Below are 23,266 nucleotides of genomic sequence, written 5' to 3'. Positions count from 1 at the left end.
GGGTGGCCCCGTGCCGCCGGGCGGACGCACGCTCTGCGGGCGACGCCAGTCTGCCGCTGTCCGAAGCGTAGTTCCCTTGGGGTTCTGGTCAAAGACGCAACAAAGGACAAACGGGCGCACCCCTCTTTACGGGGCGTTCCGTTTGCCTGCCTGAAAAAAATTATGCCGTGCGTGTGCGTTTTGCCGTAATGACCAGAATATCCCCCAATGCGTTATAGGAATCAATGCTCATAGCCCGACTTTTACTTTTTGGCAAGTCTTTTTTCTGGAGATGTTTTGCGGACAGAGGCATTTTCTGGCCCGGGGACGCATGGCGGACGAATGACAAGCCCCTCCTTTCCGGTGTGCGGCGGAAAGGAGGGGGGGCTCTGCCGGCTGGAGGCTGAAAAGACCGGCAGGATGCCTTTCAGGAGTTTGCCTATGCCTGGAAGATCGCCGGTGCGCCCTTGCGGGCGCGCGGCAGGATGTCTGGCGGCTGCCCGCCGGCGGGTCTGCGCCGCCGTGCGCTGCCGCCGGGCGTGAGGAGGCTCCCGGCGGCAGCCTGCGGCCCTTTATCCGGCGTCGGGGCGCAGAATGTCGGGAGCGAAGGCCTCGACAAGGCGGCGCGCCAGCACGCGTGTGGGATCCACAAGCGGAATGCCCTGGAAATCCTTGCCTTCCAGCGCCAGCGGCAGTTCGGTGCAGCCGAGCAGGATGACGTCCGCCTGCCGGGCGCGCAGGCTTTCGGCCTGGGCCGCGATGGCCGTACGCGCCCGTTCGGTGACGGGCTGGGAAAAGGCCTTGATGCCGAAGGCCGGATCGCTGATGGCGTGTTGCAGGGCGTCGCGTCCGGCTTCGTCGGGATAGAGGACCTCCAGCCCCGCCGCCTGGAAATGCCGGGTGAACACCTGCGAGGCGTAGGCGCCCTGCGTGCAGAGGACGCCGATGCGGCGGGCCCCGGGGAAGGTCTTCCGCAGATGGTCCGCGGTGGCCGTGATCATGTGGATGAAGCGTCCGGTAAAGCCGGAGGCCTTCAGGCGCGCGAGGGCCACGTCCAGCATGGGGGCGCTGTGCGCCGTGTTGCAGGGCATGCCGATGACCGTGGCCCCGGCCTGCGCCAGCCGTACCATGATCTCCCCCATGGCATGGCCGGGATTGTCCGGGCTGCTGCCCAGCAGGAATTCCACCCGGGGCGGGATCTCGTTGGGGAAGGAGTAGAGCATGACGGGGAGGTGATCCTGATCCCGGTGGGCAGGGCAGCAATCAAAGATCTTGTGCACCAGATCCAGGCCCGCATAGGGGCCGAGACCGCCGAGGACGCCGATGGAGGGGGGCTGCTGCGAAGACATGCGGGTCATCCCTGAGGCTGCCGGGACGGCGTGGCCGCCCCGGCAGGTTGCAAGCGTTACTTGCGGAAGGTGTCAAGGTAGGCGTACAGGGCCGGGGAGCCGCCGGTATGCAGGAAGAGCACCTTGCTGCCGTCGGCGAAATGGCCCTTGCGCACGAGGTCGATGAGGCCGGCCATGGCCTTGCCGGAGTACACCGGGTCGAGCAGGATGCCTTCGGTCCGGGCCAGCAGTTTCACGGCTTCCACCATGCTGTCGGTGGGCAGGGAGTAGCCGGGGCCCACATAGTCGTCGAAAGCCACCACCTTTTCGGCGGGCAGGGTCACGCCGGCGCCGATGTAGTCCAGCGTTTCCTGTGCCAGCTTGTGCACGGCCGCTTCCTGCACGGGCTTGGGACGATTGACGCCGATGCCGGTCACCGGGATGCCCGCATTGTTGCCGAACATGCCCGCGATGATGCCGGCATGGGTCCCGGCGCTGCCGCTGGGCACGACCATGTGATCGATGTTGAGCCCCATGTCGAAAAGCTGGCGGAGGGTCTCCTCGGCGCAGCTCACATAGCCGAGAGCGCCGATCTTGTTGGATGCGCCGCCGGGCACGATGTAGGGCTTTTTGCCCTGCGCCTTGAGCTGGTCGGCCACCTTGCCCATTTCTTCCATCATGTTGCTGCCGCCGGGCACGACGGTGATGCTCTTCACGCCCAGCAGCTGGAAGAGGAAGTTGTTGCCCGAGGCCTCGGGATGATAGCTGTTCTTCACGCGTTCTTCCAGCACCAGGTGGCAGTCCAGCCCTTCCTTGACGGCCCAGGAGAGGGTCAGGCGGCAGTGGTTGGACTGGACGGCGCCGCAGGTGATGATGGTGTCGGCCCCCTGCGCCAGGGCATCGGCCATGACGAAGTCCAGCTTGCGGGTCTTGTTGCCGCCCGCCGTCCCGGGCAGGAGGTCGTCACGCTTGATGTAGATGCTGACCTTGCCGCCCAGCGCCTTGCTGAAGTTGGGCAGATATTCGAGGGGGGTGGGGTCGGTGACATAGCCGCGACGGGGGAATTTGGCGAGATTCATGCTGAAAACCTCAATGCTTGGGTTGGAGGATGAAAAAGCGGGCGCGAAAGCGGACGAGGCGGCGCATCAGCGCAGATCCATTTCCGTGATGACCTCGGCAATGATGTCGGCGATGGCGTCGCAGTCCTCGACGGTGAAGGTCAGGGGCAGGCGCATGTCGCACATGGTGGCCAGTACGCGCCGGGTGGCGGGCAGGTCGAGCGTGGCCAGATAGGGGAAGTACTGCCAGCTGTCGTAGGCGCTGGTGAAGCCGCTGGGTTCCTTGTTGCCGAACCACTTGACGGAGACGCCGCGCTCGCCGCACCTGGCTATGAAGGTCTCGATGTCGGCATAGCCGGCCTTGGGCAGGTTCCACTGGATGGAGCTGCCCACATAGCCTTCACGGGGGTCGCGCCGCGGGCAGATGACGCCGGGGATGGCCGTGAGCCGGGCGGCCATGTGATCATGCAGCACGTTCCAGCGGCGACATCGTTCGTCGAGGAGCTTCAGTTGCGGCAGCAGCAGCGCGGCGCGCAGATTGTCCATGCGCGAGCTGAAGTTCGGCGTGATCTTCTTCACCTTCTCGAAGACGGCGGCGTCCGGCCGGGCCGTGTGCGCGGTGTAGAGCATGTAGGAGCCGGAGTACATGATGGCGCGGGCCATGACCAGGTCGTCGTTGGTGATGAGCAGGCCGCCTTCGCCGGAATTCATATGCTTGTACGTCTGGGTGCTGTAGCAGGCCGCATGGCCGAACGTGCCGCTCTTTTTGCCGTTCCAGGTGCCGCCCATGGTGTGGGCGCAGTCTTCCAGCAGGATGAGGTTATGCTTGCGCACGACCTCCATGACCTTGTCCATATCGGCCATATGGCCGCGCATGTGCGAAAGCAGGAAGAAGCGCGCGCCGGTCCGGGCGGCCTTGGCATCCAGGTCGGCTATATCTATGGTATAGTCGTCCATGATCTCCACAAGCTCGATCTTCCCGCCCGCATTCTCGATGGCCCCGGGTACGGGGGCCAGGGTATAGGCGTTGCAGAGGACGGTATCCCCGGCCTCGACGCCCAGGCTCTTGAGCGCGATGTAGAGCGCGCTGCCGCAGGAGGCGCAGGCAAGGCAGTATCGGGAGCCCATGTAGGCGGCAAAGGCCTCTTCCAGCTCGGCGGCGCAGCCCTTTTCGCCGGGCAGGGTGTTGTAGCGGTGCAGGCGGCCTGTCCGCATGACGCCGAGCGCCAGTTCGATGCCTTCCTGGGGGATGGGTTCCTGGAGGGTGAAATCCTTGGTGAATGTCTTCATGGCGTATTCCTCGCGGGTGGTGGGCAGGCAGGGGGGATGCCTGCCGTCGCTGTGACGATCTTAGGGCCTGTTAACACAAATTTTACAAATAATTTCAATATATAAAGCAAATAAGCTGTACACGCTCCGCTTGCTTTTGGGGGCGGGGTTGCCACGTGTTCCTGCCTCTTCTCCGGTAAAAGCGCGCTGGGGAAGGGATGGGGGGCTTGGGGGGAAGGGAAACCCGCTCCCGCGCTGGCGGAGGGGTTTCCCTTCCCCCCAACAGGCGGCAAATAGTGTTAACAGGCCCTAGTACGCGGGATGCTCGTACACGGGGAAGTCCCACTCCCGGCCGGGATAGAACTTCCGCAGACGCCAGTCGCAGGCGCGGGCATGGCCTTCCATGCCTTCCACCCGGGACAGGCGGGAGGCCGTACCGCCGATGACGTCGTTCCTGTCGGGATCGATATGCTGATAGGTGCATATCTTGAGGAACTTGTGCACGTTGAGCCCGCCGCTGTAGTAGGCGGCCTTCCTGGTGGGCAGGATATGGTTTGTGCCGGAGCACTTGTCGCCATGCGGCACGGTGCTGCCTTCGCCAAGGAAGAGGGAGCCGTAACAGCGCAGACGGGCGCGCCACCAGTCGAGATCTCCGGCCATGACCTGGATGTGCTCGGGCGCGTAATGATCGCTGACGGCGGCCATCTCTTCCCGGTCGTCGCAAAGGACGATCTCGCCGTAATCGCGCCAGGCGCTCAGCGGCACGTCGGGGTTGGGCATGTCGGCGCAAAGTTTGGGCATGAGCTCAAGCACCTTGTTGCCCAGCTCTTCGCTGGTGGTGAAGAGCCAGACCGGCGAGTTGTAGCCATGCTCCGCCTGGGAGACCAGGTCGATGGCCACGGTCATGGGGTCGGCCGTTCCCTCGGCGATGATGCCGGATTCCGTGGGGCCGGCAAAGACGTCGATGCCGCAAAGGCCGGAACCGCTCAGCAGGGCCTTGGCTTCGGCCACATAGGCGTTGCCCGGGCCGACGAGGATGTTGGCGGGCTTGCCGGTAAAGAGACCGTACGCCATGCTGGCGATGGCCTGTACGCCGCCCATTTCCAGGATGATGTCCGCGCCGGAAATGTGCATGGCATAGCAGGTGGCCGGGTCGATGTGTTCGCCGCGGGGCGGGGTGGCGGCCACGATGAAGGGCACGCCCGCGGCCTTGGCCGTGGCCACGCTCATAATGGCCGAGCAGGCGTGGGCAAAACGGCCGCCGGGCACATAGCAGCCGGCCACATCCATGGGCACGATGCGCTGTCCCAGCACCACGCCGGGCGTTACTTCGGTTGCGAATTCGCCGATGCTCTCGCGCTGGGCCTTCGCAAAGCCGGCAACCTGTCTGTGGGCGAATTCCAGATCGCGCTTGACGCTTTCAGGAACCATGGCGATGAGTTCCTCGCGCTTGGCGTCGCTGAGGATGAACTCCTGTTCCCATTTGTCGAATTTCCTGGCCAGGGCGCGCACGGTATCCTCACGGCCCGCGCGGATGTCTTCCAGCATCTGTTCGACGACGGCGCGGGCTTCCCGGCTGTTGCCTTCGGCTGACTTGGTGGCTTGCTTGAGGTAACGCATGACGACTCTCCTTGCTCTCTGCGCCTGTGGCGCGTGTTTCCTCTGGGTCTGATAAAGCGGGCGAAACGTCGCGGGCGCTTGATCCTTCCGTCCGGGGCAGGGCGGCTGCCCTTCGGGGCTGTTTCCCTGTCGTTGAGATCAGCCTAGGCTTCCTCACGCGGGAAGTCAATATTTTATGAAATATTTTATGAAAAATTTTCTGTGTCAATAACGTGTGGAAGTAGCACATGATACGTCCAAGCATCCGGGAACGGACGCCGGGTGCGGCCGACCGGAAGCAGGGACTGCGCCGTCGCGTCCGGGAAAGGGGGGGAGGCGTATTGACCCCCCGTGTCAGCCAACGTATATAGCCTGCATGAAATCACACGATGCGAGCAAAAACAGCGCAACAAAGTCGCTTGTGGCGTATGAAATGATACGCGACATGATTATGAGCGGGCGCGCCCTGCCCGGCACGCGGCTGATCCTGACGGATCTGGAACAGCAGCTGGGGGTCGGGCGTGGTCCCATTCGCGACGCACTGCTGCTGCTGGACAAGTCCGGGCTGGTGCAGAACATCCCCTACAAGGGGGCCATCGTCATGCTGCCGCCCGGCTACCGGGAGATGGAGCTGATCTACCAGCAGCGCTGCGAACTGGAGGCGGCGCTGGCCGAGGAAGCCATGCGGCAGGCCACGCCGCAGGAGCTGGACGCGCTGGAGCAGACGGCAAAGGAAATGGAAGCCGCCGGCGAAGAGACCTATTTTTTCCATGTGGACAGGGAGTTCCACCACCGCCTCTACCAGTTGTCGCGCATGCCGCACCTGGTATCGGTGGTGGAACACCTCATGGATTTCGTGCAGGCATTCCTGACGCTCCGGGCCTATTCCGCCGAGCACAAGGAACTGTTCAACCAGCAGCACGCCACCATCATTGCCGCCCTGCGCAACAAAGATGCCGACTTGCTGCGGACGACGCTGCAGGAGAACATCATGGTCGGGCTTGAGCTGGTGCGGGAGGAGATGCAGCGCTTTCGGCGCTGAACGCGCCATGCGTACGGTTCTCGCCGCGGTGGAGAGGTGCGGCAGGGCGGCTGCCGGGAGCGGCGGTCGTGCGACGTGATCCTGCATCATAGCCTCTTCCACGCCGGACGTCCCCCGGCGGGGGCGGAGGCGGGGCATGAAAAAGGAAAAAGCCCTTTCGCATGTGCGGAAGGGCTTTTTCCATCCTGTGAATGAGGCGGTTACATGCTGCTGAGGGCTTCCATATCCTCGCTGGAGAGCAGGCGATCCAGATCCAGCATGATGAGCAGGCGGTCCTGGAGCTTGCCGACGCCGCTCACATAGTCGGATTCCACACCGGCGACCACCGGTGGCGGCGGTTCCACCGTACTGGCGGGTATGCGGAGCACCTCGGACACGGCATCCACCACAAAGCCCACGATGATGTTGTTGATCTCGATGACGATGATGCGCGTATTCTTGTCATGCCCACGAGGCGCAAGACCAAAACGACGCCGCAGGTCGATGATGGGGATCACCTTGCCGCGCAGATTGATGACGCCCTCCACGAAATCGGGGGCGCGCGGCACCTTGGTGATCTCCATGGTGCGGATGATCTCCTGCACCTTCAGGATGTTGACGCCGAACTCTTCCTCGCCGATGCTGAACGTCACGAGCTGGAGGAGCTGGTCATCCTGTTTTTTCTGATTCAAATCCATAGCTGCTCCTTGTGGGAAAAGCGTACCTTGCCTTTGCCCCTTCTTATCGTCAGTCGCGGCCAGAGGCATAGGGCAACGGCAAAAAATATTCCTTTCCCGGGCAGGGGCCTCCCGCAGGAGACCCAAATGCGGCGGCGCGCCAGGGCATGCCGGCATGGAGCCGCACGCCATCCCCATTGGCGCATGTGGCCGTTATTTTTTTGCCGAAAGCCTGTCACCTCTTCCCTCCGTCCGGCAAAAGCGCGCTGGGGGAAGGGTGGGGGGCTTGGGGGGGGGGGAGGGGAACCCCGCTCTCGCGCCGGCGGCGACCGAAAGGCGGCCCTCAGGGCCGTGCCTGTTAGGCGACGCAGGAGCCTTACAGGCATCGACAGCAGAGCGAGGGGGTTCCCCTCCCCCCAACAAAGCGAATAGTGGCGTCAGCCACTACACCATGCGCGTGATGATGTCCATGCGTTCGCCGGGCAGCAGCTTGATGGGCGGCACGTCGATGAGCGTGTGGCAGCCGGCTTCCATGCGCGTGGCGGCACGCGCGCAGGAGACGAGGATCTGCGCCGTGAGGGCGGGGTTGTTGATGCGCATGTCGAACTTGAGGATCTGGTTGTCCGTCATGCCGGAGGCGCCGGTGCGTTCCATGAGGACGCCGTGTGACTGGTCGGCCACAAAGGAGAGTTCCTGCCGGTCGCGGCACTGACGCACATCCAGCGGGTCATGGGCGAAATAATCGTCGGCCTTGATGCGGGCCGTGACGTCGGCCAGGTTCTGCCCTTCTTCCAGCACCACATAGACGAGGCGCGAATGGCGGCCGCCGCCCACGGGGATGGTGATGGACACGGCATCGGCCACGCCCTCGATGGCGCGGGCGGCCACGGAATGGCCCATGCTGCGGCCGCGGCCGAAATTGGTGAAGGTCACGCCCGTGGGAGCCATGGCTTCAAAAAGGGCCCGCATGACTGAGTCCGTCCCGGGGTCCCAGCCGGCGGCGGTGATGCTCACGGCCTTGCCGCTGCGGGCCGCCTTGTCCAGACGGGCCACGCTCTGCGGGATGTCGGTGTGGATGTCGAAGCTGTCCACACAGTTGTATCCCTTGAGGAGGAAGGCTTCGGCCGTATCGGGGATGCTGCGGGAGGGGCCGCAGAGGGCGATGACGTCTGGGCGGCCCTGCGCCGCTTCCAGGTCGGCAAGGCTGGCGTATTCCGGCAGGCCGCGCAGATCCTGCGCGCGCGTCCCCAGAGAATCGGCCCGGCGGATGACGCCGAGGCAGCGGCAGTCCGGGGCGGCAAGGGCGGCTTCCACCACCTTGCAGCCGATATTCCCCAGACTGTGCACGGCAAGCGTAAACTCTTTCATGGTCGTTCCTTTGGAAAAGGTTTTTGGAAGATGAGCGCCGGAGCGGCGAAAGTCTTTTTTTGTAGAGGCAAGAACCGTACGGCGTCAAGCGATGGAAAGGGCCCGGCCCCCGAAAGAGGAAGCGGGGAGCCGTCCGTCGGACGAACTCCCCGCTTCGGGATCACAAGGTGGCGGCCTCCGGTTCCCCGGCATCGGGGGCGGTCCGTTCAGGGGATGCCGGGGCATCCCGTGTTTCCGCCGTCGGCCCGTCGGAGGCCGGAGGCGTCTGTCTGTCGGGCGCGGTCCCCGCATCCGCCGGATGGGTACCATCCCCTCTGAGCGCGGGCCGTTCGGCGCTGTCGTTCGCCGGCGCGGCAGGCGCGACTTCCGGTGTTTCCGTCGCGGCGGGGGCTTCGGGCGTCGGCTTTGCCGGTTCGGCTGCCGGTTCAGGCGTCGGGGCCGCTTCGGCGGGCGTCGTCGTGCCGCCCGTCGTGTCCGCGTCGTCGGATGTGGCGGGGGCCTCTCCGGCCGGCGGCAGGGCCTGAAGGTCGATGGGGGCCGGATACCACGGCGGCAGCGGCTTTTCGTTCCGCTGGGTCAGGAAGGTTTGCAGTTCCTCCGCACTGGGCAGGGGCACGGAGGCCTGAGCGCCGAGCTGGGGCGTAAGCAGCAGATGGGCCGGCTGGGCAAGGACGCAGGCCAGCAGGGTACAGACCAGCAGGGCCCCTCCCGGCCAGGCGCGGCGCACCAGCCGGGTCACGGTGACGGCACAGAGGATGCCGAGTATGCCCAGCACGGGCAGGCCGCTCAGTTGCAGGACGACGGTCTGCTGTTCCGGCGTCAGCTTCAGCGAGGTGAAGTTGACGAGCCAGTCCAGCGTGACGCCGAAGCCGCAGGCCGTGAGCGCCATGCCCGCGTGCAGGAAGAGCAGGGCGACCACCAGATAGAAGATGCGGCTCCCCAGGTCCGACAGCCGCAGCAGCGCACGGCCCAGCAGGATGGCCAGCAGGCAGAGCAGGGGGCCGGAGCCGCTGAGGCCCGGCGCCAGCAGGCTCAGGATGGCCGAGAGAACCAGCGCTATCCAGAGGAAGGATGTGCCGCAGGCCTCATGGCGGCTCGCGGCCAGCGCATGCGGCGTCTGACGCAGCACACGCCCCCAGGAGACGAAGGGGATGAGGGCAAGCCACGGGCCCATGCCCAGCACGCCCGCCGCAAGGGGCAGCCACCACTTGCCGGAAAGCGGGAAGGGCCAGTGCCAGAACTGCCGGACCACGGATTGCAGATAGGTGTCGGCCTCCACAAGGACGATGAGCGCCAGCAGCCAGACGGCAATGACCAGCAGCATGAACAGGAAGCCGAGGACGGCGTCCAGCCGCTGGGTGCGCCCGAAGCACAGCCGCCAGAGCAGCCAGATAAGGCTGGTGAGGGGCGGCAGGGCCACATAGGTCAGCCCGCCCGCCAGTCCCGCCAGCCCCGCCAGCACGAAGCCCAGCGGCAGCAGCAGAGGGGAGGAGGCGGCCTGCCAGCCGCGGCAGAGGCAGGCCAGCGAGAGCAGCGTCAGCGCCGTTGCCAGGGGCTGCGGGCCCATGAAATGCGCGAGGAAGGGAAAGAGCAGGCTGCTCAACAGCATGAGCCCGGACGCAAGGGCGGCTTCCCGGTCATTGCCCGTGACGCGGCTCAGCACCCAGACGCTCAGCAGGGCCAGTGCGCCGCAAAGGGTCGAGGTGACGGGGAAAAGGAGCAGATCTGGCAGACCGGCCGTCAGGAGCAGATGGTGCAGGCCGCCCATGAGCCAGAACAACAGCGGCAGTTGCGCGCCCTGCGGCCCGCTGGGGCAAAGCCACTGGCCGTCCTGCAGGCTGGTGAGCGCCGCCAGCACCGTCGGCCATTCCGCGGGGCAGAAGCGTCCGCCGGTCAGAAAGACGGGCCAGATCTGCACGGCCAGCAGGACGAGGAGCGCCAGCGGCCCCACGACGGCCAGCCGCTGGAAAAGCCGCTGCGCCCGTCCGGCGGGACGGCTGCGCCCCGACGCCGGGGCCACTTCCAGCACGGGGATGTCCTCGTCTTCGGGAACCGGATCGATGTGGGCCGTCGTGCCCCGGGTCGCGGCGGAGGCTGTCCGGGAGGGGCCGTCGGCAGCCGCCTGCTCCGCCCCGGCTTCCCCGGCGGGGGAGGCGCTGTCAGGGGAGGCAGCGGCAGGGGCGGACGGCTCCTCGGCAGGCGCGGGCTCCCGGGCCGGCGTCACGGTCTCCGCATGCGGGGCATCCTGAGCGTCCGGGGCCACCGCGTTTGTCGCCGTATTGTCCGGCGAAGCGGCCGCATCGGCTGCCGCGTTTCTGGTGTCGGGCGCTCCGGCTGCCGGATCCGCCTCGGGAGCATCGGCGGCAAGAGGCTTTTCGGGTGAGGGCCGGGTGGGAAGGCCCGTATCACAGCGAATGTCGTTGTCCGATTGCTGGCCGGGGTAATATTGACTCATGGGCAACTCCTATGGGGCAGAAGAGGCAGCGTGGGTATCCATTACCAGATGGCGCGACTGGCGCGCCGCAAGGTGCAGGGAAAGACGACGGCCGGCGGCAAGGCTCTGGCCGCTGAAAATATCGAGCAGATCGCCTTCGGCGGGGAGCTGGACGGAAAATTCGCGCTCCTGACCGCTGAAATTGACGACGGTCAGCCAGCAGCCGCCCTCCGGCAGGGTGGAGCAGAGGGCAAGACAGCCGCCGGCCTGCTGAACGGACACGAGTTTCCCCCGGGCGAGCCCGGCGGCCTGACGGGCCAGCAGCAGCCGGGCCGTCAGCAGGAGGAAGCTGTCCTGATCGGCCAGCTGTTCCCTCAGGGGACCAAAGGCCAGCGGAGCGGGCGCGACGGAACCGCCGCCCGCCGCTGCGCCGGGCAGGGGGACCATCCCGCGGCTGGGAAGGATATCCCGCGAGACGCTGCGCGGCACATCCAGCGCGCCGGTCAGCTCCTGCAAACTGATGAAGAGCGGGCCGGGCAGTCCGGCCCGGCAGGCAAGCAGGGCAAGGGTGGCTCGGCGCAGGCTTTCGGCATTTTCGGGGCGCAGGGCGGCGGCCTCGTCCAGGCCGAGCGCCCGGGCCGCGAGGGAGGCCGGCGTCGTCCAGAGGCGGAGCTCCTCGCCGTCCAGCCCGCTCAGGCGCTGCGCCTCCCGGACGAGGCGCTCCCCGTCGGGCAGGTCGCGCAGCAGCCGCCAGTCCACCCCCTGCCAGCCGTGCAGTCCCCGGGCCAGACGGCTCTGATCCAGCCCGTCTTCCTGCGCCTGCCGCAACAGGCGGGCCAGGGGCGCGGCATCGCCGCTGAGCAGGGCATATTCCGCGGCGGGGGCGGTGAGGCCGTCCCGCGAGAAATCCACGCCCATGCGCAGGACGGGCGCAAGCAGCGAGGGCGGCAGGGCGTCGGCCTGCACGGCCCAGCCGCCGTAGCGATGCACTTCGCGCGCGGCGGCAGCCAGCGCGCCGTAGCCCGGCGTCAGCCGGTCCGACAGGGAGGCGGCCCCGCCTTCGCCGGCCGGGGCCGGCACATCGAGGCCGAACAGGGCTTCCAGCCGCAGGCCGGCCAGCGCCTGTCCCTGCAGGCCCGTATGACGGATGATGGCGGCGGAAAAAATGCGCCGGGCCTGTCCCGACGGATCCTGCCAGAGCAGGACGGGGCGCTGGGGATCGTCCGCAAAACGGTAGACCCAGCGCCGGATCTGGCCGTCCGTGCCGCGCACCTCGCCCGTGGCGGCCCAGCCGCCGGGCTCGGCCCAGGCCAGTTTTTGCCGCAGGAGCGTAGGCGGCAGCAGGCCCCGGGCCTGCAGGACGCTCACCGCTTCCGGTCGCAGGGGCAGACAGTCCCATTCGCCGGGGACGGACGGCAGTTCGCCCCAGAGAGCGCGCGGGACGCTGATCATGGCGTACAGCCCGTCAAAGCGCGGCGCATGGCGGGCCTGCAGGATGAAGTCCGGGCCGAGGCCCGTGGCCGCGGGCGGCAGGTCGCCGCCGAGCTGGATGTGCGCGGCTTCGAGATGTTCCTGGAGACGGGCGAAGTCGTCGTCATTGCCGACCGTCTTGTCGAAGTGCAGGGCCGTCACGTTGTCGGCCGTGCCGACGCGCGGCGCTTCCTGCCAGATGTCGCCCCGTTCGCCCGTGGGCGACACATACAGCCCGTCGATGCCGAGCTGGCGCAGCAGCGCGGGCAGACTGCCGCCCAGCGCGGCGAAGACGCTGCCGGACACGCCGACGGTCGAGGGGTCGATCTCCAGCCAGTTGGGCGCGGCGGTCAGCAGCAGGGAGCGATTCTTGCTCTGGGCGCTGTTGCTCCAGATGCGTTCCGTCCCCGATACCTGTCCGGCCAGCAGCGGCGCGTCCCCCAGCATGGACTGGCGCTCCAGCCACTGCACATAGCCCGGATCGGCGCGCGGCAGGCGTGCTTCCGGCCGTACGGCGGTCGTGCCGCCGCCCCAGGGGCGCGTGGTCGTGCAGGCCGCCAGCAGCAGCGCCGCCATAAGCAGGGGGAGCAGCAGGGCGATCCCTCCCAGGCGCGGCCCGCACACGCCGCGGCGTCCAGGCAACGGGAGACGGCGCACGCTCAGTCCTTCCCGGCTGTTTCTTCCGCCTTGGCCCGCGTCCACAGCTCGTCCTTCTCATCCAGCGACAGGGCGGCAAAGTCCCGTCCCTGCGCGCGGGCAAGCTCTTCCATGCGTGCGAAGCGCCGGAGGAAGCGGGTATTGGCGTCGTCCAGCGCTTCGCTGGCCTTGATGCCCTTGCGCCGTCCAAGTTCGGCGATGCTGAAGAGCAGATCGCCCAGCTCGTGCCGCTGGGCCTCCTTGTCGTCCCCGGCGGACACGTCCAGCCATTCCAGCCATTCGGCTTCCACCTGCTGTTCCACCTCCGCGTCCTCCTGCCAGGTGAAACCCACGCGGGCGGCCTTGGAATGGATGCGATAGGCCTTGGTCAGGGGCGGCAGGCTGGCGGGCAGGCTGTCGAAGAGCCCCTTGGGACGGCCCTCGGCATCGGCGTGCTCATCCCGCTTGATCCGCTCCCAGGTCTTGAGCTGTTCGTCCCGCGTATCGAAATGCGCGTCGCCGAAGACATGCGGGTGGCGGCGGATCATCTTGGCGCAGTTATGGGCCAGGGCGTCATCCAGGGAGAATTTCCCCTGCTTTTCATAGAGCCGGGCCACAAAGAGCAGCAGAAAGGCCACATCGCCCAGTTCTTCGCAGACATCGGCATCCGTGCCGGAGCGGATGGCGCTGACGAGCTCGTGGCTTTCCTCGATGATGTACTCGGCAAGGGTGCGGGGCGTCTGCTCCTTGTCCCACGGGCAGCCGCCCTCTTCGGCCGTCAGGCGGTCAAGGACCTCCCGCAAGTGTTCAAGCGCGTTTTTTTCCATACCTGTTTCCTTTGATGATGCGACATGCCCTGTCCGCCAATTGTGCGACCCTCGACCGGGTCCCGGCGGGATCCCCCTGCCGGGCGGGCCGGGACGTCCCGTGGGCGCGGGCCGGCAGGAACGGAGAGCGCCCGCGGGCGGCGTCCCCGTCTGCGTCCCGTCAGATGTTGAACCGGCTCAGTACGTCCGGCGGCAGCCAGGCCCGGATCTGCTCGATGAGGCTGGTGAAATAGGGCAGGGCGCGCGAATTCTGGAGAAAGGCCATGTTGCCCATGAGCTTCTGCAGCACGATCAGCACAAGAGAGCAGAGCAGAAGGCCCTTGGCCAGCCCCAGGATGCCGCCCGCCAGCTTGTCCACCCAGGCGATGAAACTGAAGGACAGAACTTTTTGCAGGATGCGGGCCAGCACCCCCACCAGAACGAGCGTGGCGATGAAGATCAGCACATAGGCGGCAAGCTGCCGCCAGGCCGGTTCGCTGATGAACGTCAGGTAGCCGGACAGCAGGGGGTGGAAGTTGTGCGCCGCCCACAAGCCGCCCACGAGGGAGACCAGCCCGGCCACTTCGCCCACAAAGCCGTTCCAGAAGCCGCGCAGGGTAAAAAAGACCAGCACCAGCACGACGATGACGTCAAAAATATCCTGTCCCATAGATCCCTCGAAATAGCCTCGAAAAAGAAGTGCCGACAGCCTAGCAGAAGGCGGCGCGCCTCACAAGAGCGCGTACAGCCTGTTTTTTCCGGGAAGCGGCGGGCAGGGGGGGCACGGCTGTACAGCGGCGGCGCAATAGGCTATGCTGAAGGGATGAAGCAGTCCGATCCCTCTTGTTCCGGGGCCGACAACGCCCGGCATGACGCGTCCGGAGCCGATGACCGCGGCCGTATCAGGGTGACGGCCTGCGGGCGGCCCTGGGAGCTGCTGCGCGCGGCCAACCTTGAGGAACTCTGGGAGGCCATGACCGAAGACCCGCGGAATTTTGAGGATGAGCGGCTCCCCTACTGGACGGAGCTCTGGCCGTCCAGTCTGGTGCTGGCCCGCTGGCTGGAACTGCGCCGCGCGGAGCTGGCCGGACGCCGCTGCCTTGATCTGGGCTGCGGGCTGGGGCTGACCGCCCTGGTCGGAGCCTGGCTGGGGGCGCGGGTGCTGGGGCTGGATTACGAGATGGAGGCCGTGCGTTTCGCCGCACGCAATGCCGAACATAACAAGGTATGTCCCGGGCCGCTCTGGGCCGTCATGGACTGGCGGCAGCCCGCCCTGAGGCCCGGCGGCATCGACCGCATCTGGGGCGGCGACATCATGTACGAAAAGCGTTTTGTGGCCCCGGTCATGCGCTTTCTGGCGCATGCGCTGGCCGCGGACGGCGTGGCCTGGCTGGCCGAACCGGGCCGCAGCGTGTATGACGCCTTCCTGCAGGCGCTGCACGGCGGCGGCTGGCAGGGGCGGCGGGTGTTCAGCGCGGAGGTGGAGGCGCTCTATGCCCAGCCTGTGCCCGTGACCGTGCATGTCTGGGAGATCAGCCGGCGTCCGGCGGCATGCTGAGGCGTGCCGGACAGAAGAGGAACGAAGCGCATGGGCAAGCTGACGCGTTTTGGCGTTTCACTGGATGAGGAGCTCCTTGAGCCCTTTGACGAGCTGTGCCATCGCAAGGGGTACGGCAACCGCTCGGAGGCCATCCGCGACCTTATCCGCAAGGCGCTCGTGGAGGAAGAGTGGCAGCGTGCCGACGTCGAGGCGGCCGGGACGCTGACGCTGGTCTATGACCATCACAAGAATGATCTGGCCCGCAAACTGACGCGCATGCAGCATGACGATCACGACATCATCATCACGACGCTGCATGTGCATCTTGATCATCACAATTGTCTGGAAGTGCTGGTATTGAAAGGGGATGCCGTCCGCATACGCGCCCTTGCCGACCGCCTTGTCTCCTGCAAGGGGGTGAAGCACGGCACGTTCAGCGGAACAACCACAGGACAGGACCTTGCCTGATATGGAAGATGTGCAACGTCATGCGCCACAGGTGGCGCTGCCGATAGATACGGTTGGGGTGCGGGGCATCACCATGCCCCTGCTGGTGCGGGACAAGGCGGAAGGCAGCCGGCAGACCGTGGCCCGCGTCGATATGGGCGTGGATCTGCCCGCCGCCTTCAAGGGAACGCACATGAGCCGCTTCGTGGCGGCGCTGGAAGAGTGGAACGACGCCATCAGCTATCAGTCCGTACGGCGTCTGCTTGCCGCCATCAAGGAACGCCTCGAGGCGCGGCGGGCCTATGTGCATTTCTGCTTCCCCTATTTCATGCGCAAGGCGGCTCCGGCTTCCGGCTGCGAGAGCCTTGTGGCCTACGAGTGCCGTCTGACCGGCGAACTGACCGATGAGGGGCAGTCCTTTTCGCTGGATGTCGCCGTGCCGGTTATGACGGTCTGTCCCTGCTCCAAGGCCATCAGCCGGGAAGGCGCGCACAGTCAGCGGACCATGATCAGACTCTCCGTCCGCATGACGCACTTCAGCTGGATCGAGGATTTCATCGAGATGGCCGAGGCCTCGGGCTCGTCCGCCGTCTATACGCTCCTCAAGCGGGAGGACGAGAAATTCGTGACCGAGCATGCCTTCGCGCAGCCGACCTTTGTGGAGGATGTGGTGCGCAACGTGGCGCAACGTCTGCTGGAGCACGGGCAGATATCGTGGTTCCGCGTGGAGGTGGAAAGCATGGAATCCATCCACAGCCACAATGCCTTTGCCTGCATCGAACGCCATCTGGAGGCCGGCCGGCGCTGAACGCAGGGGAGGCCCGTGGACGGCCGCGGCAAAAAGCCTTTTGCCTTTTGGCGCGGGCTGTGATAAAAACAGGGAAAGGGGAGTAAGGCTATGAGCATTTCAAGCAGCATGGATATTGGTGCGACGGCTCTTTCCGCATTTGGTGCGGGCATGCAGACCCTTACGCATAATGTCGCCAACGTGAACACGGCGGGTTTCAACCCCCAGCGGGCCGAGTATTCGGATATTTCCGGCAATGGCGGCACGCGCCTGGACGCCGTTTTTCAGGGGGACGGCCTTTCCGGTCAGGAGGGCACGCGCGTCTCCTATGACGAGCTGCGCCAGCGGGCCCGCGATATGGGCGCCGGCGAAGGCACGCCGCTGGAAAGTCTTTTCCCCAGCGGCACGAGTCTGGAGCGGGAGATGGCCGATCTGGTGGCCATGCCGCATACCTATGAAGCCAACGCGCAGGTCGTACGAACGGCGGATGATATGCTGGGCGTCATCCTGGACATGAAGGCCTGATATTTTCGATGGATATACGGGGCTGACCGTTTTTCAACCCGCGCAAGCGGGTTTACCCTTGTCTGGAGAACGAATGCGGCAAGCACTCAATCTGCTGACCATCCTCCTGATCTCTGCCGTGATGCTCGGCTGTACGGCGCGCAAGCAACAGGACAAGGATCTGCTGATCCGCTATCGCGCCAATGTGGAAGACGTTCTGAACCAGCAGGAGGACGCACGCGACCGGGCCTCCGGTCAGTCCGTGGTCAAGACGGCCCGCTCGGTCATCGGTACGCCCTATGTCCGCGGCGGGCGCAATCCCGGCGGGTTTGACTGCTCGGGACTCGTGCAATGGGCCTATCAGAGCGTCGGCGTCAAACTGCCCCGCACGGCGCGGGAACAATCCGCCATCGGCCAGCGCATCATGCGTGTGGAAGATATGCGCGCCGGAGATATCGTGGCCTTCCGCCATCCGCGGCGCGGGTATCATACGGGCATCTATGTGGGGGACGGCAAATTCGTGCACAGCCCGCGGCGGCGGAGCTCGGTCAAGATCAGCTCCCTGGATGATCCCTATTTCAACAATACCTTCCTCGGCGCACGGCGGGTCAGCATGAACGCCGATGGTCAGGATCTCGTGGCGCAGGCGGAAAGCCGCATGGCGCAGTATACCGAGGAGCGGGCGGTCCGCGATATGGAGCGTTCCCGCAAGGCGCGGCAGGAAGCAACGGTCGAAAGCCGGAAAAAGGGCAAGCAGACTTCGCAGGTCTCCACGCAGCGCAAGAAAAAGGATCAGGTGCGCAAGCCGTCCGAGCAGCGCAAAAAAAGCCGGGAAAAAGCCACTTCCCGCAAGAGCGGCAAGTCCAAGGCCGCATCGGCCCGACAGGGCGGTAAAAGCAAGGAAAAGGCCGCTCCCGCCGCGCGCCGGAGCAGCAAGAGCAAGACACAGGCCCGGGCGTCGTCCCGGCAGGGGAAGAAGGACGCCGGAGCGTCCCGATCGTCCCGCAAAAGTTCCTCGTCCAAGAAGTAATGCGATACAAGGTGTGAGAGTCGTTTTCCCCCAACCAAAGTGAGGTCACATGCTGCCGTCTCTTAGCCCCGTCGAAGTCTACAAGCGCCTGAAAGCCGGAGAGATCCGTCTGGTCGATGTGCGCGAAGTCGATGAACTGGCCACTATCTCCGTGCCCGGCGCGGAAGCCGCCCCGCTGTCGGCGCTGCCGTACCTGAAACTGGACCCCGCCACGGACCAGAAGCCCATCGTCTTCATGTGTCATTCCGGTTCGCGTACGCGGAGCAATGCCGACGTGCTGGAACGTGTGGCCGGCGGTCCCGCGCTGCTGGTGCTCGGCGGCGTTGAGGCCTGGGAAAAGGCCGGGCTGCCGGTGGAACGTCACGAAAAATGCCCCCTGCCCATGAACCGCCAGATCCAGATCGGCGCCGGTTCGCTGGTGCTCTTCGGCCTGCTGGCCTCCTGCGTCTTCCCGGTCTTCATCTGGCTGAGCGCCTTTGTGGGCGCCGGACTGATCTTTGCCGGGCTGACCGGTTTTTGCGGCATGGCCAAGCTGCTGGCCAAAATGCCCTGGAACAACAAGTAACGGCATCCGCCACAGGTGAGGCCCGCAGTGCGGGCAGCCGGCGGGAAAGTGTCGCGTCGATCGACTCGGGGAAGCGCCGCGCGTGAGCGGAGGGCTTCCCCGTTTTGCATTGCGGGCATGACCGCGAAGGACGGCGGCAGGGAGGGAACATGGCGCGGGACATGTTGGGCGCGGGACATATCCGGGGGCGTCTGGCGCCCAGCCCGACGGGCTATCTGCATCTGGGTAACGCCTGGGCCTTCCTTCTGGCCTGGTGGGCCGCGCGGCAGGCCGGAGGCGACATCGTCCTCAGGCTGGAGGACATCGATCCGCAACGGTCGCGGCCCGAATACGCGCTTGCCGTGCTGGAGGATCTGCGCTGGCTGGGCATGGACTGGGATGAAGGGCCGGCGTTTCCCGCTGCCGGGAGCGGCGATCCTTTGCCGGAACGGGGAGAGTACGGCCCGTATGTGCAGAGTCGCTGTGCCGGGCTCTACGCGCAGGCCCTGCAACGGCTCGAGCGGCTCGGCTGCCTGTATCCCTGCTTCTGCACGCGGAAGGAGCTGCGCGCTCTGGCCGGCGCGCCACATGTGGACGACAGCGGAGCCCCCTACCCGGGGACCTGCCGCCAGCTCAGCGAGGCGCAGCGGGCGGCGCTGCGGCAGGCCGGGCGGCAGGCCAGCCTCCGTTTCCACGGGCCGTCGGAGCCGATCCGTTTTCGGGATGCCGCGCAGGGGCCGCAGACTTTCCGGCTGGATGACTGCGGCGGCGATTTCGCCGTGCAGCGGTCCGACGGAGTGATCGCCTACCAGCTTGCCGTTGCCGTGGACGACGGACGCATGCGGATCACTCAGGTGGTGCGGGGGCGCGACATCCTTTCCTCCACGCCGCGTCAGATTGCCCTTTTGCGACTTTTGGGCTATGAGATACCAGCGTATGCCCATGTTCCCCTTCTCTGTGATGCGGAGGGGGAACGGCTTGCCAAGCGGCATCACAGCCTTGCCCTGCGCAGTCTGCGGGCGGAAGGCGTGCCCCCGGAGCGTATCGTCGGCCTGCTGGCCTGGCTGGCCGGGAACAATCCGGCCCGCCGGGACGTCACGGCTGCGGAGCTCGTGCCGGCGTTCCGGCTGGACAGGCTGCCGCGGACGGACCGCAGCCTTGACGGTCCGCTGATGGACTGGCTGCGGCATGGCGCGCCTTCAGTCTGAGGCCTGCGCGGAAGGATGCCGGGCAGGGTCTCCCTGACGGGCGGGTGTCGCCGCGCAGCGGCACGAAAATGGGACTCGGCCTGCCGCAGGGCGCAGAGGCCGCCGATGGGGCGGGGCGGACAATCGATAGCATGCACACTTCCAGTGGAGGACACATGGTTCTTGATCAGGCATTTCTGGATACGGCTTTTCCCGCGGAACGGACGGACGCCTTTTTTGACGCGCTTTTCGGCGGCGCTGAAGAAGGGGCGTACGATATTCGTCTGGTGTGCCGCAACGTCAGTGACGACAAGGCCGAACTGGCTTTTGAACTGCATCAGCGTCCCGGCAAGTGCCTGGTGTGCAACCTTACCTACGGTCTGCCGCAGGTCTTCCAGCGGCATCCCGTGCTGAACGTGGCCGGTGTGGCCCGGGCCATTGCCGAAAAGCTGGGCTGGGCCGCCGACAGCCCCTGGAAGCTCGGTTCAACGCAGGAAAAAAGCCGCGAGCTGCACTGCATCCCCTTTATCATTGAGCGAGCCTGAGAAGCGGAGCGCTTCAGCGGGTGAGGGAGCGCATGCGCGCCGGCAATGACGCGTATGCGTCCCTCCCCGTCGGACGGCAGGGAGCGAAGCCTTGCCCGAAGTTTTGCCGCCCGGCTTGCCGTCGCTCAGGGGGGCGGCAAGCTCGTTCATGCCGCGGGTGAGGGCGGCGGGAAAGGAGAGGCCCGACAGAAGCGGCCGCAAGAGGTTCGCCCCGCTGGACCGCCTCGCAGGATCGGCAGTCTGCAAGGAGCACAGATGACTATTCCGCCTTCGCGCCTGGAGAACAACGCCTTTCTTGGTCTGCTGCTGCTGGCGACGCTGGCCTTTCTCTGGATGCTGCGGCCGTTTTTTGACGACATCTTCTGGAGCGTGGTCATCGGCCTGCTGTTCATGCCGCTGCGCCAGTGGCTGCAACGTCGCGGCCTGGGGGCCAACACCGCTTCCCTTTGCACGGTGCTGGTCAGCCTGGCTTTCATCATCCTTCCGGCGGGCTACCTGCTCTATACCTGCCTGACCGAGCTGGTGCAGCTCTACACGCGGCTGTCCGGCAGCGCTGACGAGATCGGCCGCATGGTGGACAAGCTGCGGCAGGCGTTGCCCACGGTCATCGAGTGGCTGGAGAAGTTCGGCTACGGGCCGGAAAAGCTCAAGGCGGTGGCCTCGTCCGCCGCCGTAACGGTCAGCGGCTATCTGGCCCGGCAGGCCATGACCATCGGCGGCGGCACCGTCAACTGGTTCGTTGATCTGGCCATCGTGCTCTATCTGGCCTTCTTTCTGCTGCGGGACGGCGAACGCATCCGCCGGCTGCTCATCCGGGCGCTGCCGTTTGGCGATCATCGGGAGGAGCTGCTGTTTGCCCGCTTTGCCCTCATGCTGCGGGCGACGGTGCGCGGCACGCTGCTGGTGGCGGTGGTGCAGGGGACCCTTGGCGGGATCATCTTCGCGGTGCTGGGCTTGCGTGCGCCCGTTCTCTGGGGCGTCATTATGACGCTGCTGTCGCTCATCCCCGTGGTCGGGGCGGCGGTGGTCTGGCTGCCGGCGGCCATCTACCTGCTGGTGACCGGCGAACCGCTTTCCGGGATGGTGCTCATGGGGTACGGGGTATGCGTCATCGGGCTTGCGGACAATGCCCTGCGGCCCATCCTGGTCGGTCGCGACACCAAACTGCCGGATTTCATGGTGCTGCTTTCGACATTGGGCGGATTCGCCCTCTTCGGGCTGGACGGCTTCATCACCGGACCGGTGCTCGCGGTGCTGTTCGTCACCCTCTGGCAGATCTTCATGGAAGAATTTCCTCCGGCGACGGCGGCAAGGACCGATGCGCCGCTTGCCGGGGAGCAGGACGATGTGACGGACGAGCAGTCCGCCGCGTGAGCGTCTTTTCCCTGTCCACCCACTAAGACCATCTGCTGTGAGGAAACCGTATGGCGGCCGCGCGTGATCATTTTTCATCCCGGCTCGGCGTCTTGGCCGCGACCCTCGGCTCGGCCGTGGGGCTGGGCAATATCTGGAAATTCCCGGCGCTCGTGGGCCAGAACGGCGGGGCGTCCTTTCTGCTGGTCTATGTGCTGGCCACGCTCTGCGTCGGTCTGCCGCTTATGATCGCCGAACTGGCCATCGGCCGGGCCGGGCGTCGCAATGTGGTGGATGTCTTCCGCGTCATTGCGCCGCGTTCCCGCTGGTGGCTCATCGGCATGGGCGCCATCCTGAGCTGTGTCGTGATCCTGGGATTTTACTCGGATGTGGCGGGCTGGGTATTCGCCTATATCTTCAAGTCAGCCCTGGGCGATGCCGCCACGGCGGACCCCGATACGGCCTGGAGGACCTTCAGCCGGCTGACCGGGGATCCGCTGGCTTCGCTGGGCTGGCAATGGGGGGTGCTGATCCTGACGGGCGCCATCATCATGCGCGGAGCGTCGAAAGGCATCGAGAAAGTGACGCGCGTGCTCATGCCGCTTCTGTTTCTGCTGCTGCTCGGCATCTGCCTCCGCAGCCTGACCCTGCCGGGAGCGGGGGAGGGGCTGCGCTTCCTCTTCATGCCGCAGTGGGAGCGCATCTCGGGCGAGGTCATCCTGACGGCTATGGGACTGGCCTTTTTCAAGATGTCCGTGGGCATGGGCTGCATGCTCATCTACGGCAGCTACTTCAAGGAAGACGTCAATATCCCGGCCACGGCCCTGAGGGTCATGGTCTGTGACCTGCTGGTCTCCCTGCTGGCCGGCATGGCCATCTTCCCGGCGGTGTTCAGCTTTGATTTCGAGGTGACGCAGGGGCCGGCGCTGCTGTTCATGACCATCCCCGCCGTTTTTGCCTCCCTGCCCGGGGGGCATCTGCTGGCCACCGTCTTCTTTGTCCTGTCGGGCATCGCCGCCACGGGGGCCATCCTTTCCCTGCTGGAAGTGCCGGTGTCCTGCCTGGCGGAGCGTCTGAGCTGTTCGCGCGCAAAGGCCGTGCCCGCCGTGCTGGCGGGGCTGATGCTGCTGGGGGCCCCGGCCACGCTCTCGCTCGGCATTTTGAACGATGCGCGGATGTTCGGCATGACCTTTTTCGATCTCTATGATGCGCTGTCCTCCATGCTGCTCATGCCGGTATGCGGCATAGCCACCTGTCTGTTCGTGGGCTATTCGGCCGCTGGCGGGCAGGTGCTTGTCCACCTCGGAGACGGCTGGACGCCGCGGGCGGTGCGGCAGCTCTGCCGTACCGCCACACCGCTGCTCATCCTGCTGGTGCTGCTGCACGGGCTCGGGCTGCTCTGAGGTTGCTGCGCGCGCTGATGGGCGGAAAGAAATGCTGCCCTGAAAGAAGTACATTTTTTCTTGACACACTGCCGGATTTGTCGCATTATTCCCTTCGCGCCAGCTTAGCTCAGTTGGTAGAGCAGCTGATTCGTAATCAGCAGGCCAAGAGTTCAAGTCTCTTAGCTGGCTCCAGAGAAAACAAGGACTTACGGGTAATGCCGTGAGTCCTTTTTTCGTCTCCGGCGGAAGTTGTCCCCACTTTGTCCCCACTTCGTTTTTGTCGTAAGGAAATGTAGCCG

21 protein-coding genes and 1 tRNA gene are annotated in these 23,266 nt (G+C 65.8%); 12 read left to right on the top strand and 10 right to left on the bottom strand.

The genetic code is table 11. The features are described 5' to 3' along the window. Positions 1-551: 551 nt before the first annotated feature. The 4 genes from Q0J54_RS05570 to hisD form a co-directional block, all read right to left on the bottom strand. Positions 552-1,328, bottom strand: a complete 777-nt coding sequence (locus tag Q0J54_RS05570; protein ID WP_296304473.1) for an amino acid racemase — start codon at positions 1,326-1,328, stop codon at positions 552-554. Positions 1,329-1,384: 56 nt separating this feature from the next. After that, on the bottom strand, positions 1,385-2,386 hold the full coding sequence (locus Q0J54_RS05565; RefSeq protein ID WP_296304472.1) for a D-cysteine desulfhydrase: 1,002 nt from the start codon (positions 2,384-2,386) through the stop codon (positions 1,385-1,387). Between the two features lie 66 nt (positions 2,387-2,452). Then, positions 2,453-3,655, bottom strand: a complete 1,203-nt coding sequence (locus Q0J54_RS05560) for an aminotransferase class I/II-fold pyridoxal phosphate-dependent enzyme (RefSeq protein ID WP_296304471.1) — start codon at positions 3,653-3,655, stop codon at positions 2,453-2,455. A gap of 288 nt (positions 3,656-3,943) precedes the next feature. Beyond that, the gene (hisD, locus tag Q0J54_RS05555; RefSeq protein WP_296304470.1) at positions 3,944-5,254 is read right to left on the bottom strand and encodes a histidinol dehydrogenase; all 1,311 of its coding nucleotides are present in this window, start codon (positions 5,252-5,254) and stop codon (positions 3,944-3,946) included. 412 nt (positions 5,255-5,666) lie between these two features. Here hisD and Q0J54_RS05550 point away from each other — a divergent pair, with 412 nt between their 5' ends. Further along, a complete protein-coding gene (locus Q0J54_RS05550) occupies positions 5,667-6,275 on the top strand; it encodes a GntR family transcriptional regulator (RefSeq protein WP_296304469.1) in 609 nt (202 codons plus the stop codon). 200 nt (positions 6,276-6,475) lie between these two features. Here Q0J54_RS05550 and Q0J54_RS05545 read toward each other — a convergent pair whose 3' ends face one another. The 6 genes from Q0J54_RS05545 to Q0J54_RS05520 all read right to left on the bottom strand — a co-directional run bounded on the left by Q0J54_RS05545 (position 6,476) and on the right by Q0J54_RS05520 (position 14,315). Continuing rightward, complete coding sequence (locus Q0J54_RS05545) at positions 6,476-6,952, bottom strand: chemotaxis protein CheW (RefSeq protein WP_296304468.1); 477 nt, start codon at positions 6,950-6,952, stop codon at positions 6,476-6,478. A 423-nt stretch (positions 6,953-7,375) separates the two neighbouring features. Next, the gene (locus tag Q0J54_RS05540) at positions 7,376-8,299 is read right to left on the bottom strand and encodes a diaminopimelate dehydrogenase (RefSeq protein ID WP_296304467.1); all 924 of its coding nucleotides are present in this window, start codon (positions 8,297-8,299) and stop codon (positions 7,376-7,378) included. Between the two features lie 160 nt (positions 8,300-8,459). Beyond that, the gene (locus tag Q0J54_RS05535) at positions 8,460-10,754 is read right to left on the bottom strand and encodes a hypothetical protein (protein WP_296304466.1); all 2,295 of its coding nucleotides are present in this window, start codon (positions 10,752-10,754) and stop codon (positions 8,460-8,462) included. A gap of 9 nt (positions 10,755-10,763) precedes the next feature. Continuing rightward, on the bottom strand, positions 10,764-12,827 hold the full coding sequence (locus Q0J54_RS05530; protein WP_296304465.1) for a hypothetical protein: 2,064 nt from the start codon (positions 12,825-12,827) through the stop codon (positions 10,764-10,766). A 35-nt stretch (positions 12,828-12,862) separates the two neighbouring features. After that, entirely contained in the window at positions 12,863-13,666 is an 804-nt protein-coding gene (mazG, locus tag Q0J54_RS05525) for a nucleoside triphosphate pyrophosphohydrolase (RefSeq protein WP_296304464.1), read from the bottom strand. Positions 13,667-13,826: 160 nt separating this feature from the next. Further along, positions 13,827-14,315: a CvpA family protein gene (locus Q0J54_RS05520; protein WP_296304463.1), complete on the bottom strand. Its 489-nt coding sequence runs from the start codon at positions 14,313-14,315 to the stop codon at positions 13,827-13,829. 153 nt (positions 14,316-14,468) lie between these two features. Between Q0J54_RS05520 and Q0J54_RS05515 the strand changes: the two genes are divergently transcribed. The 11 genes from Q0J54_RS05515 to Q0J54_RS05465 all read left to right on the top strand — a co-directional run bounded on the left by Q0J54_RS05515 (position 14,469) and on the right by Q0J54_RS05465 (position 23,159). Then, on the top strand, positions 14,469-15,203 hold the full coding sequence (locus Q0J54_RS05515) for a methyltransferase (RefSeq protein WP_296304462.1): 735 nt from the start codon (positions 14,469-14,471) through the stop codon (positions 15,201-15,203). A 30-nt stretch (positions 15,204-15,233) separates the two neighbouring features. Continuing rightward, complete coding sequence (gene nikR, locus Q0J54_RS05510; protein WP_296304461.1) at positions 15,234-15,653, top strand: nickel-responsive transcriptional regulator NikR; 420 nt, start codon at positions 15,234-15,236, stop codon at positions 15,651-15,653. A gap of 1 nt (position 15,654) precedes the next feature. Further along, complete coding sequence (gene folE2 / locus Q0J54_RS05505) at positions 15,655-16,440, top strand: GTP cyclohydrolase FolE2 (protein ID WP_296304459.1); 786 nt, start codon at positions 15,655-15,657, stop codon at positions 16,438-16,440. Between the two features lie 90 nt (positions 16,441-16,530). After that, positions 16,531-16,944, top strand: a complete 414-nt coding sequence (locus Q0J54_RS05500; protein ID WP_296304457.1) for a flagellar basal body rod C-terminal domain-containing protein — start codon at positions 16,531-16,533, stop codon at positions 16,942-16,944. Positions 16,945-17,017: 73 nt separating this feature from the next. Next, positions 17,018-17,953 (top strand): NlpC/P60 family protein, encoded by a 936-nt coding sequence (locus Q0J54_RS05495; RefSeq protein ID WP_296304456.1) that lies wholly within the window; start codon positions 17,018-17,020, stop codon positions 17,951-17,953. A 49-nt stretch (positions 17,954-18,002) separates the two neighbouring features. Beyond that, positions 18,003-18,518 carry a rhodanese family protein gene (locus Q0J54_RS05490; RefSeq protein ID WP_296304455.1) on the top strand — a complete coding sequence of 172 codons (516 nt, stop codon included), beginning with the start codon at positions 18,003-18,005 and terminating at the stop codon, positions 18,516-18,518. Positions 18,519-18,667: 149 nt separating this feature from the next. After that, positions 18,668-19,705 (top strand): tRNA glutamyl-Q(34) synthetase GluQRS, encoded by a 1,038-nt coding sequence (gene gluQRS, locus Q0J54_RS05485; RefSeq protein ID WP_296304453.1) that lies wholly within the window; start codon positions 18,668-18,670, stop codon positions 19,703-19,705. 155 nt (positions 19,706-19,860) lie between these two features. Beyond that, on the top strand, positions 19,861-20,229 hold the full coding sequence (locus tag Q0J54_RS05480; RefSeq protein WP_296304451.1) for a hypothetical protein: 369 nt from the start codon (positions 19,861-19,863) through the stop codon (positions 20,227-20,229). Positions 20,230-20,484: 255 nt separating this feature from the next. Next, positions 20,485-21,603, top strand: coding sequence for an AI-2E family transporter (locus Q0J54_RS05475; RefSeq protein ID WP_296304450.1), 1,119 nt, complete (start codon positions 20,485-20,487; stop codon positions 21,601-21,603). Between the two features lie 50 nt (positions 21,604-21,653). Continuing rightward, positions 21,654-22,985, top strand: a complete 1,332-nt coding sequence (locus tag Q0J54_RS05470; RefSeq protein WP_296304449.1) for a sodium-dependent transporter — start codon at positions 21,654-21,656, stop codon at positions 22,983-22,985. A 98-nt stretch (positions 22,986-23,083) separates the two neighbouring features. Next, positions 23,084-23,159, top strand: a tRNA-Thr gene (locus Q0J54_RS05465). The last annotated feature ends 107 nt before the right edge of the window (positions 23,160-23,266 follow it).

The sequence above is a fragment of the uncultured Desulfovibrio sp. genome (assembly GCF_944324935.1).
In the GTDB taxonomy this organism is placed as follows: domain Bacteria; phylum Desulfobacterota; class Desulfovibrionia; order Desulfovibrionales; family Desulfovibrionaceae; genus Desulfovibrio.
This window is presented reverse-complemented; position numbering and strand designations above follow the sequence as displayed.

What these genes read in the sequence shown, in the direction of transcription:
- Q0J54_RS05520 (WP_296304463.1), bottom strand. Translation starts at nt 14,315, where the DNA reads ATGGGACAGGATATTTTTGACGTCATCGTCGTGCTGGTGCTGGTCTTT.
- folE2 (WP_296304459.1), top strand. Translation starts at nt 15,655, where the DNA reads ATGGAAGATGTGCAACGTCATGCGCCACAGGTGGCGCTGCCGATAGAT.
- Q0J54_RS05535 (WP_296304466.1), bottom strand. Translation starts at nt 10,754, where the DNA reads ATGAGTCAATATTACCCCGGCCAGCAATCGGACAACGACATTCGCTGT.
- Q0J54_RS05570 (WP_296304473.1), bottom strand. Translation starts at nt 1,328, where the DNA reads ATGTCTTCGCAGCAGCCCCCCTCCATCGGCGTCCTCGGCGGTCTCGGC.
- Q0J54_RS05560 (WP_296304471.1), bottom strand. Translation starts at nt 3,655, where the DNA reads ATGAAGACATTCACCAAGGATTTCACCCTCCAGGAACCCATCCCCCAG.
- Q0J54_RS05490 (WP_296304455.1), top strand. Translation starts at nt 18,003, where the DNA reads ATGCTGCCGTCTCTTAGCCCCGTCGAAGTCTACAAGCGCCTGAAAGCC.
- Q0J54_RS05550 (WP_296304469.1), top strand. Translation starts at nt 5,667, where the DNA reads ATGATACGCGACATGATTATGAGCGGGCGCGCCCTGCCCGGCACGCGG.
- Q0J54_RS05545 (WP_296304468.1), bottom strand. Translation starts at nt 6,952, where the DNA reads ATGGATTTGAATCAGAAAAAACAGGATGACCAGCTCCTCCAGCTCGTG.
- Q0J54_RS05480 (WP_296304451.1), top strand. Translation starts at nt 19,861, where the DNA reads ATGGTTCTTGATCAGGCATTTCTGGATACGGCTTTTCCCGCGGAACGG.
- Q0J54_RS05565 (WP_296304472.1), bottom strand. Translation starts at nt 2,386, where the DNA reads ATGAATCTCGCCAAATTCCCCCGTCGCGGCTATGTCACCGACCCCACC.
- Q0J54_RS05470 (WP_296304449.1), top strand. Translation starts at nt 21,654, where the DNA reads ATGGCGGCCGCGCGTGATCATTTTTCATCCCGGCTCGGCGTCTTGGCC.
- mazG (WP_296304464.1), bottom strand. Translation starts at nt 13,666, where the DNA reads ATGGAAAAAAACGCGCTTGAACACTTGCGGGAGGTCCTTGACCGCCTG.
- Q0J54_RS05500 (WP_296304457.1), top strand. Translation starts at nt 16,531, where the DNA reads ATGAGCATTTCAAGCAGCATGGATATTGGTGCGACGGCTCTTTCCGCA.
- Q0J54_RS05540 (WP_296304467.1), bottom strand. Translation starts at nt 8,299, where the DNA reads ATGAAAGAGTTTACGCTTGCCGTGCACAGTCTGGGGAATATCGGCTGC.
- Q0J54_RS05495 (WP_296304456.1), top strand. Translation starts at nt 17,018, where the DNA reads ATGCGGCAAGCACTCAATCTGCTGACCATCCTCCTGATCTCTGCCGTG.
- hisD (WP_296304470.1), bottom strand. Translation starts at nt 5,254, where the DNA reads ATGCGTTACCTCAAGCAAGCCACCAAGTCAGCCGAAGGCAACAGCCGG.
- Q0J54_RS05475 (WP_296304450.1), top strand. Translation starts at nt 20,485, where the DNA reads ATGACTATTCCGCCTTCGCGCCTGGAGAACAACGCCTTTCTTGGTCTG.
- Q0J54_RS05515 (WP_296304462.1), top strand. Translation starts at nt 14,469, where the DNA reads ATGAAGCAGTCCGATCCCTCTTGTTCCGGGGCCGACAACGCCCGGCAT.
- nikR (WP_296304461.1), top strand. Translation starts at nt 15,234, where the DNA reads ATGGGCAAGCTGACGCGTTTTGGCGTTTCACTGGATGAGGAGCTCCTT.
- gluQRS (WP_296304453.1), top strand. Translation starts at nt 18,668, where the DNA reads ATGGCGCGGGACATGTTGGGCGCGGGACATATCCGGGGGCGTCTGGCG.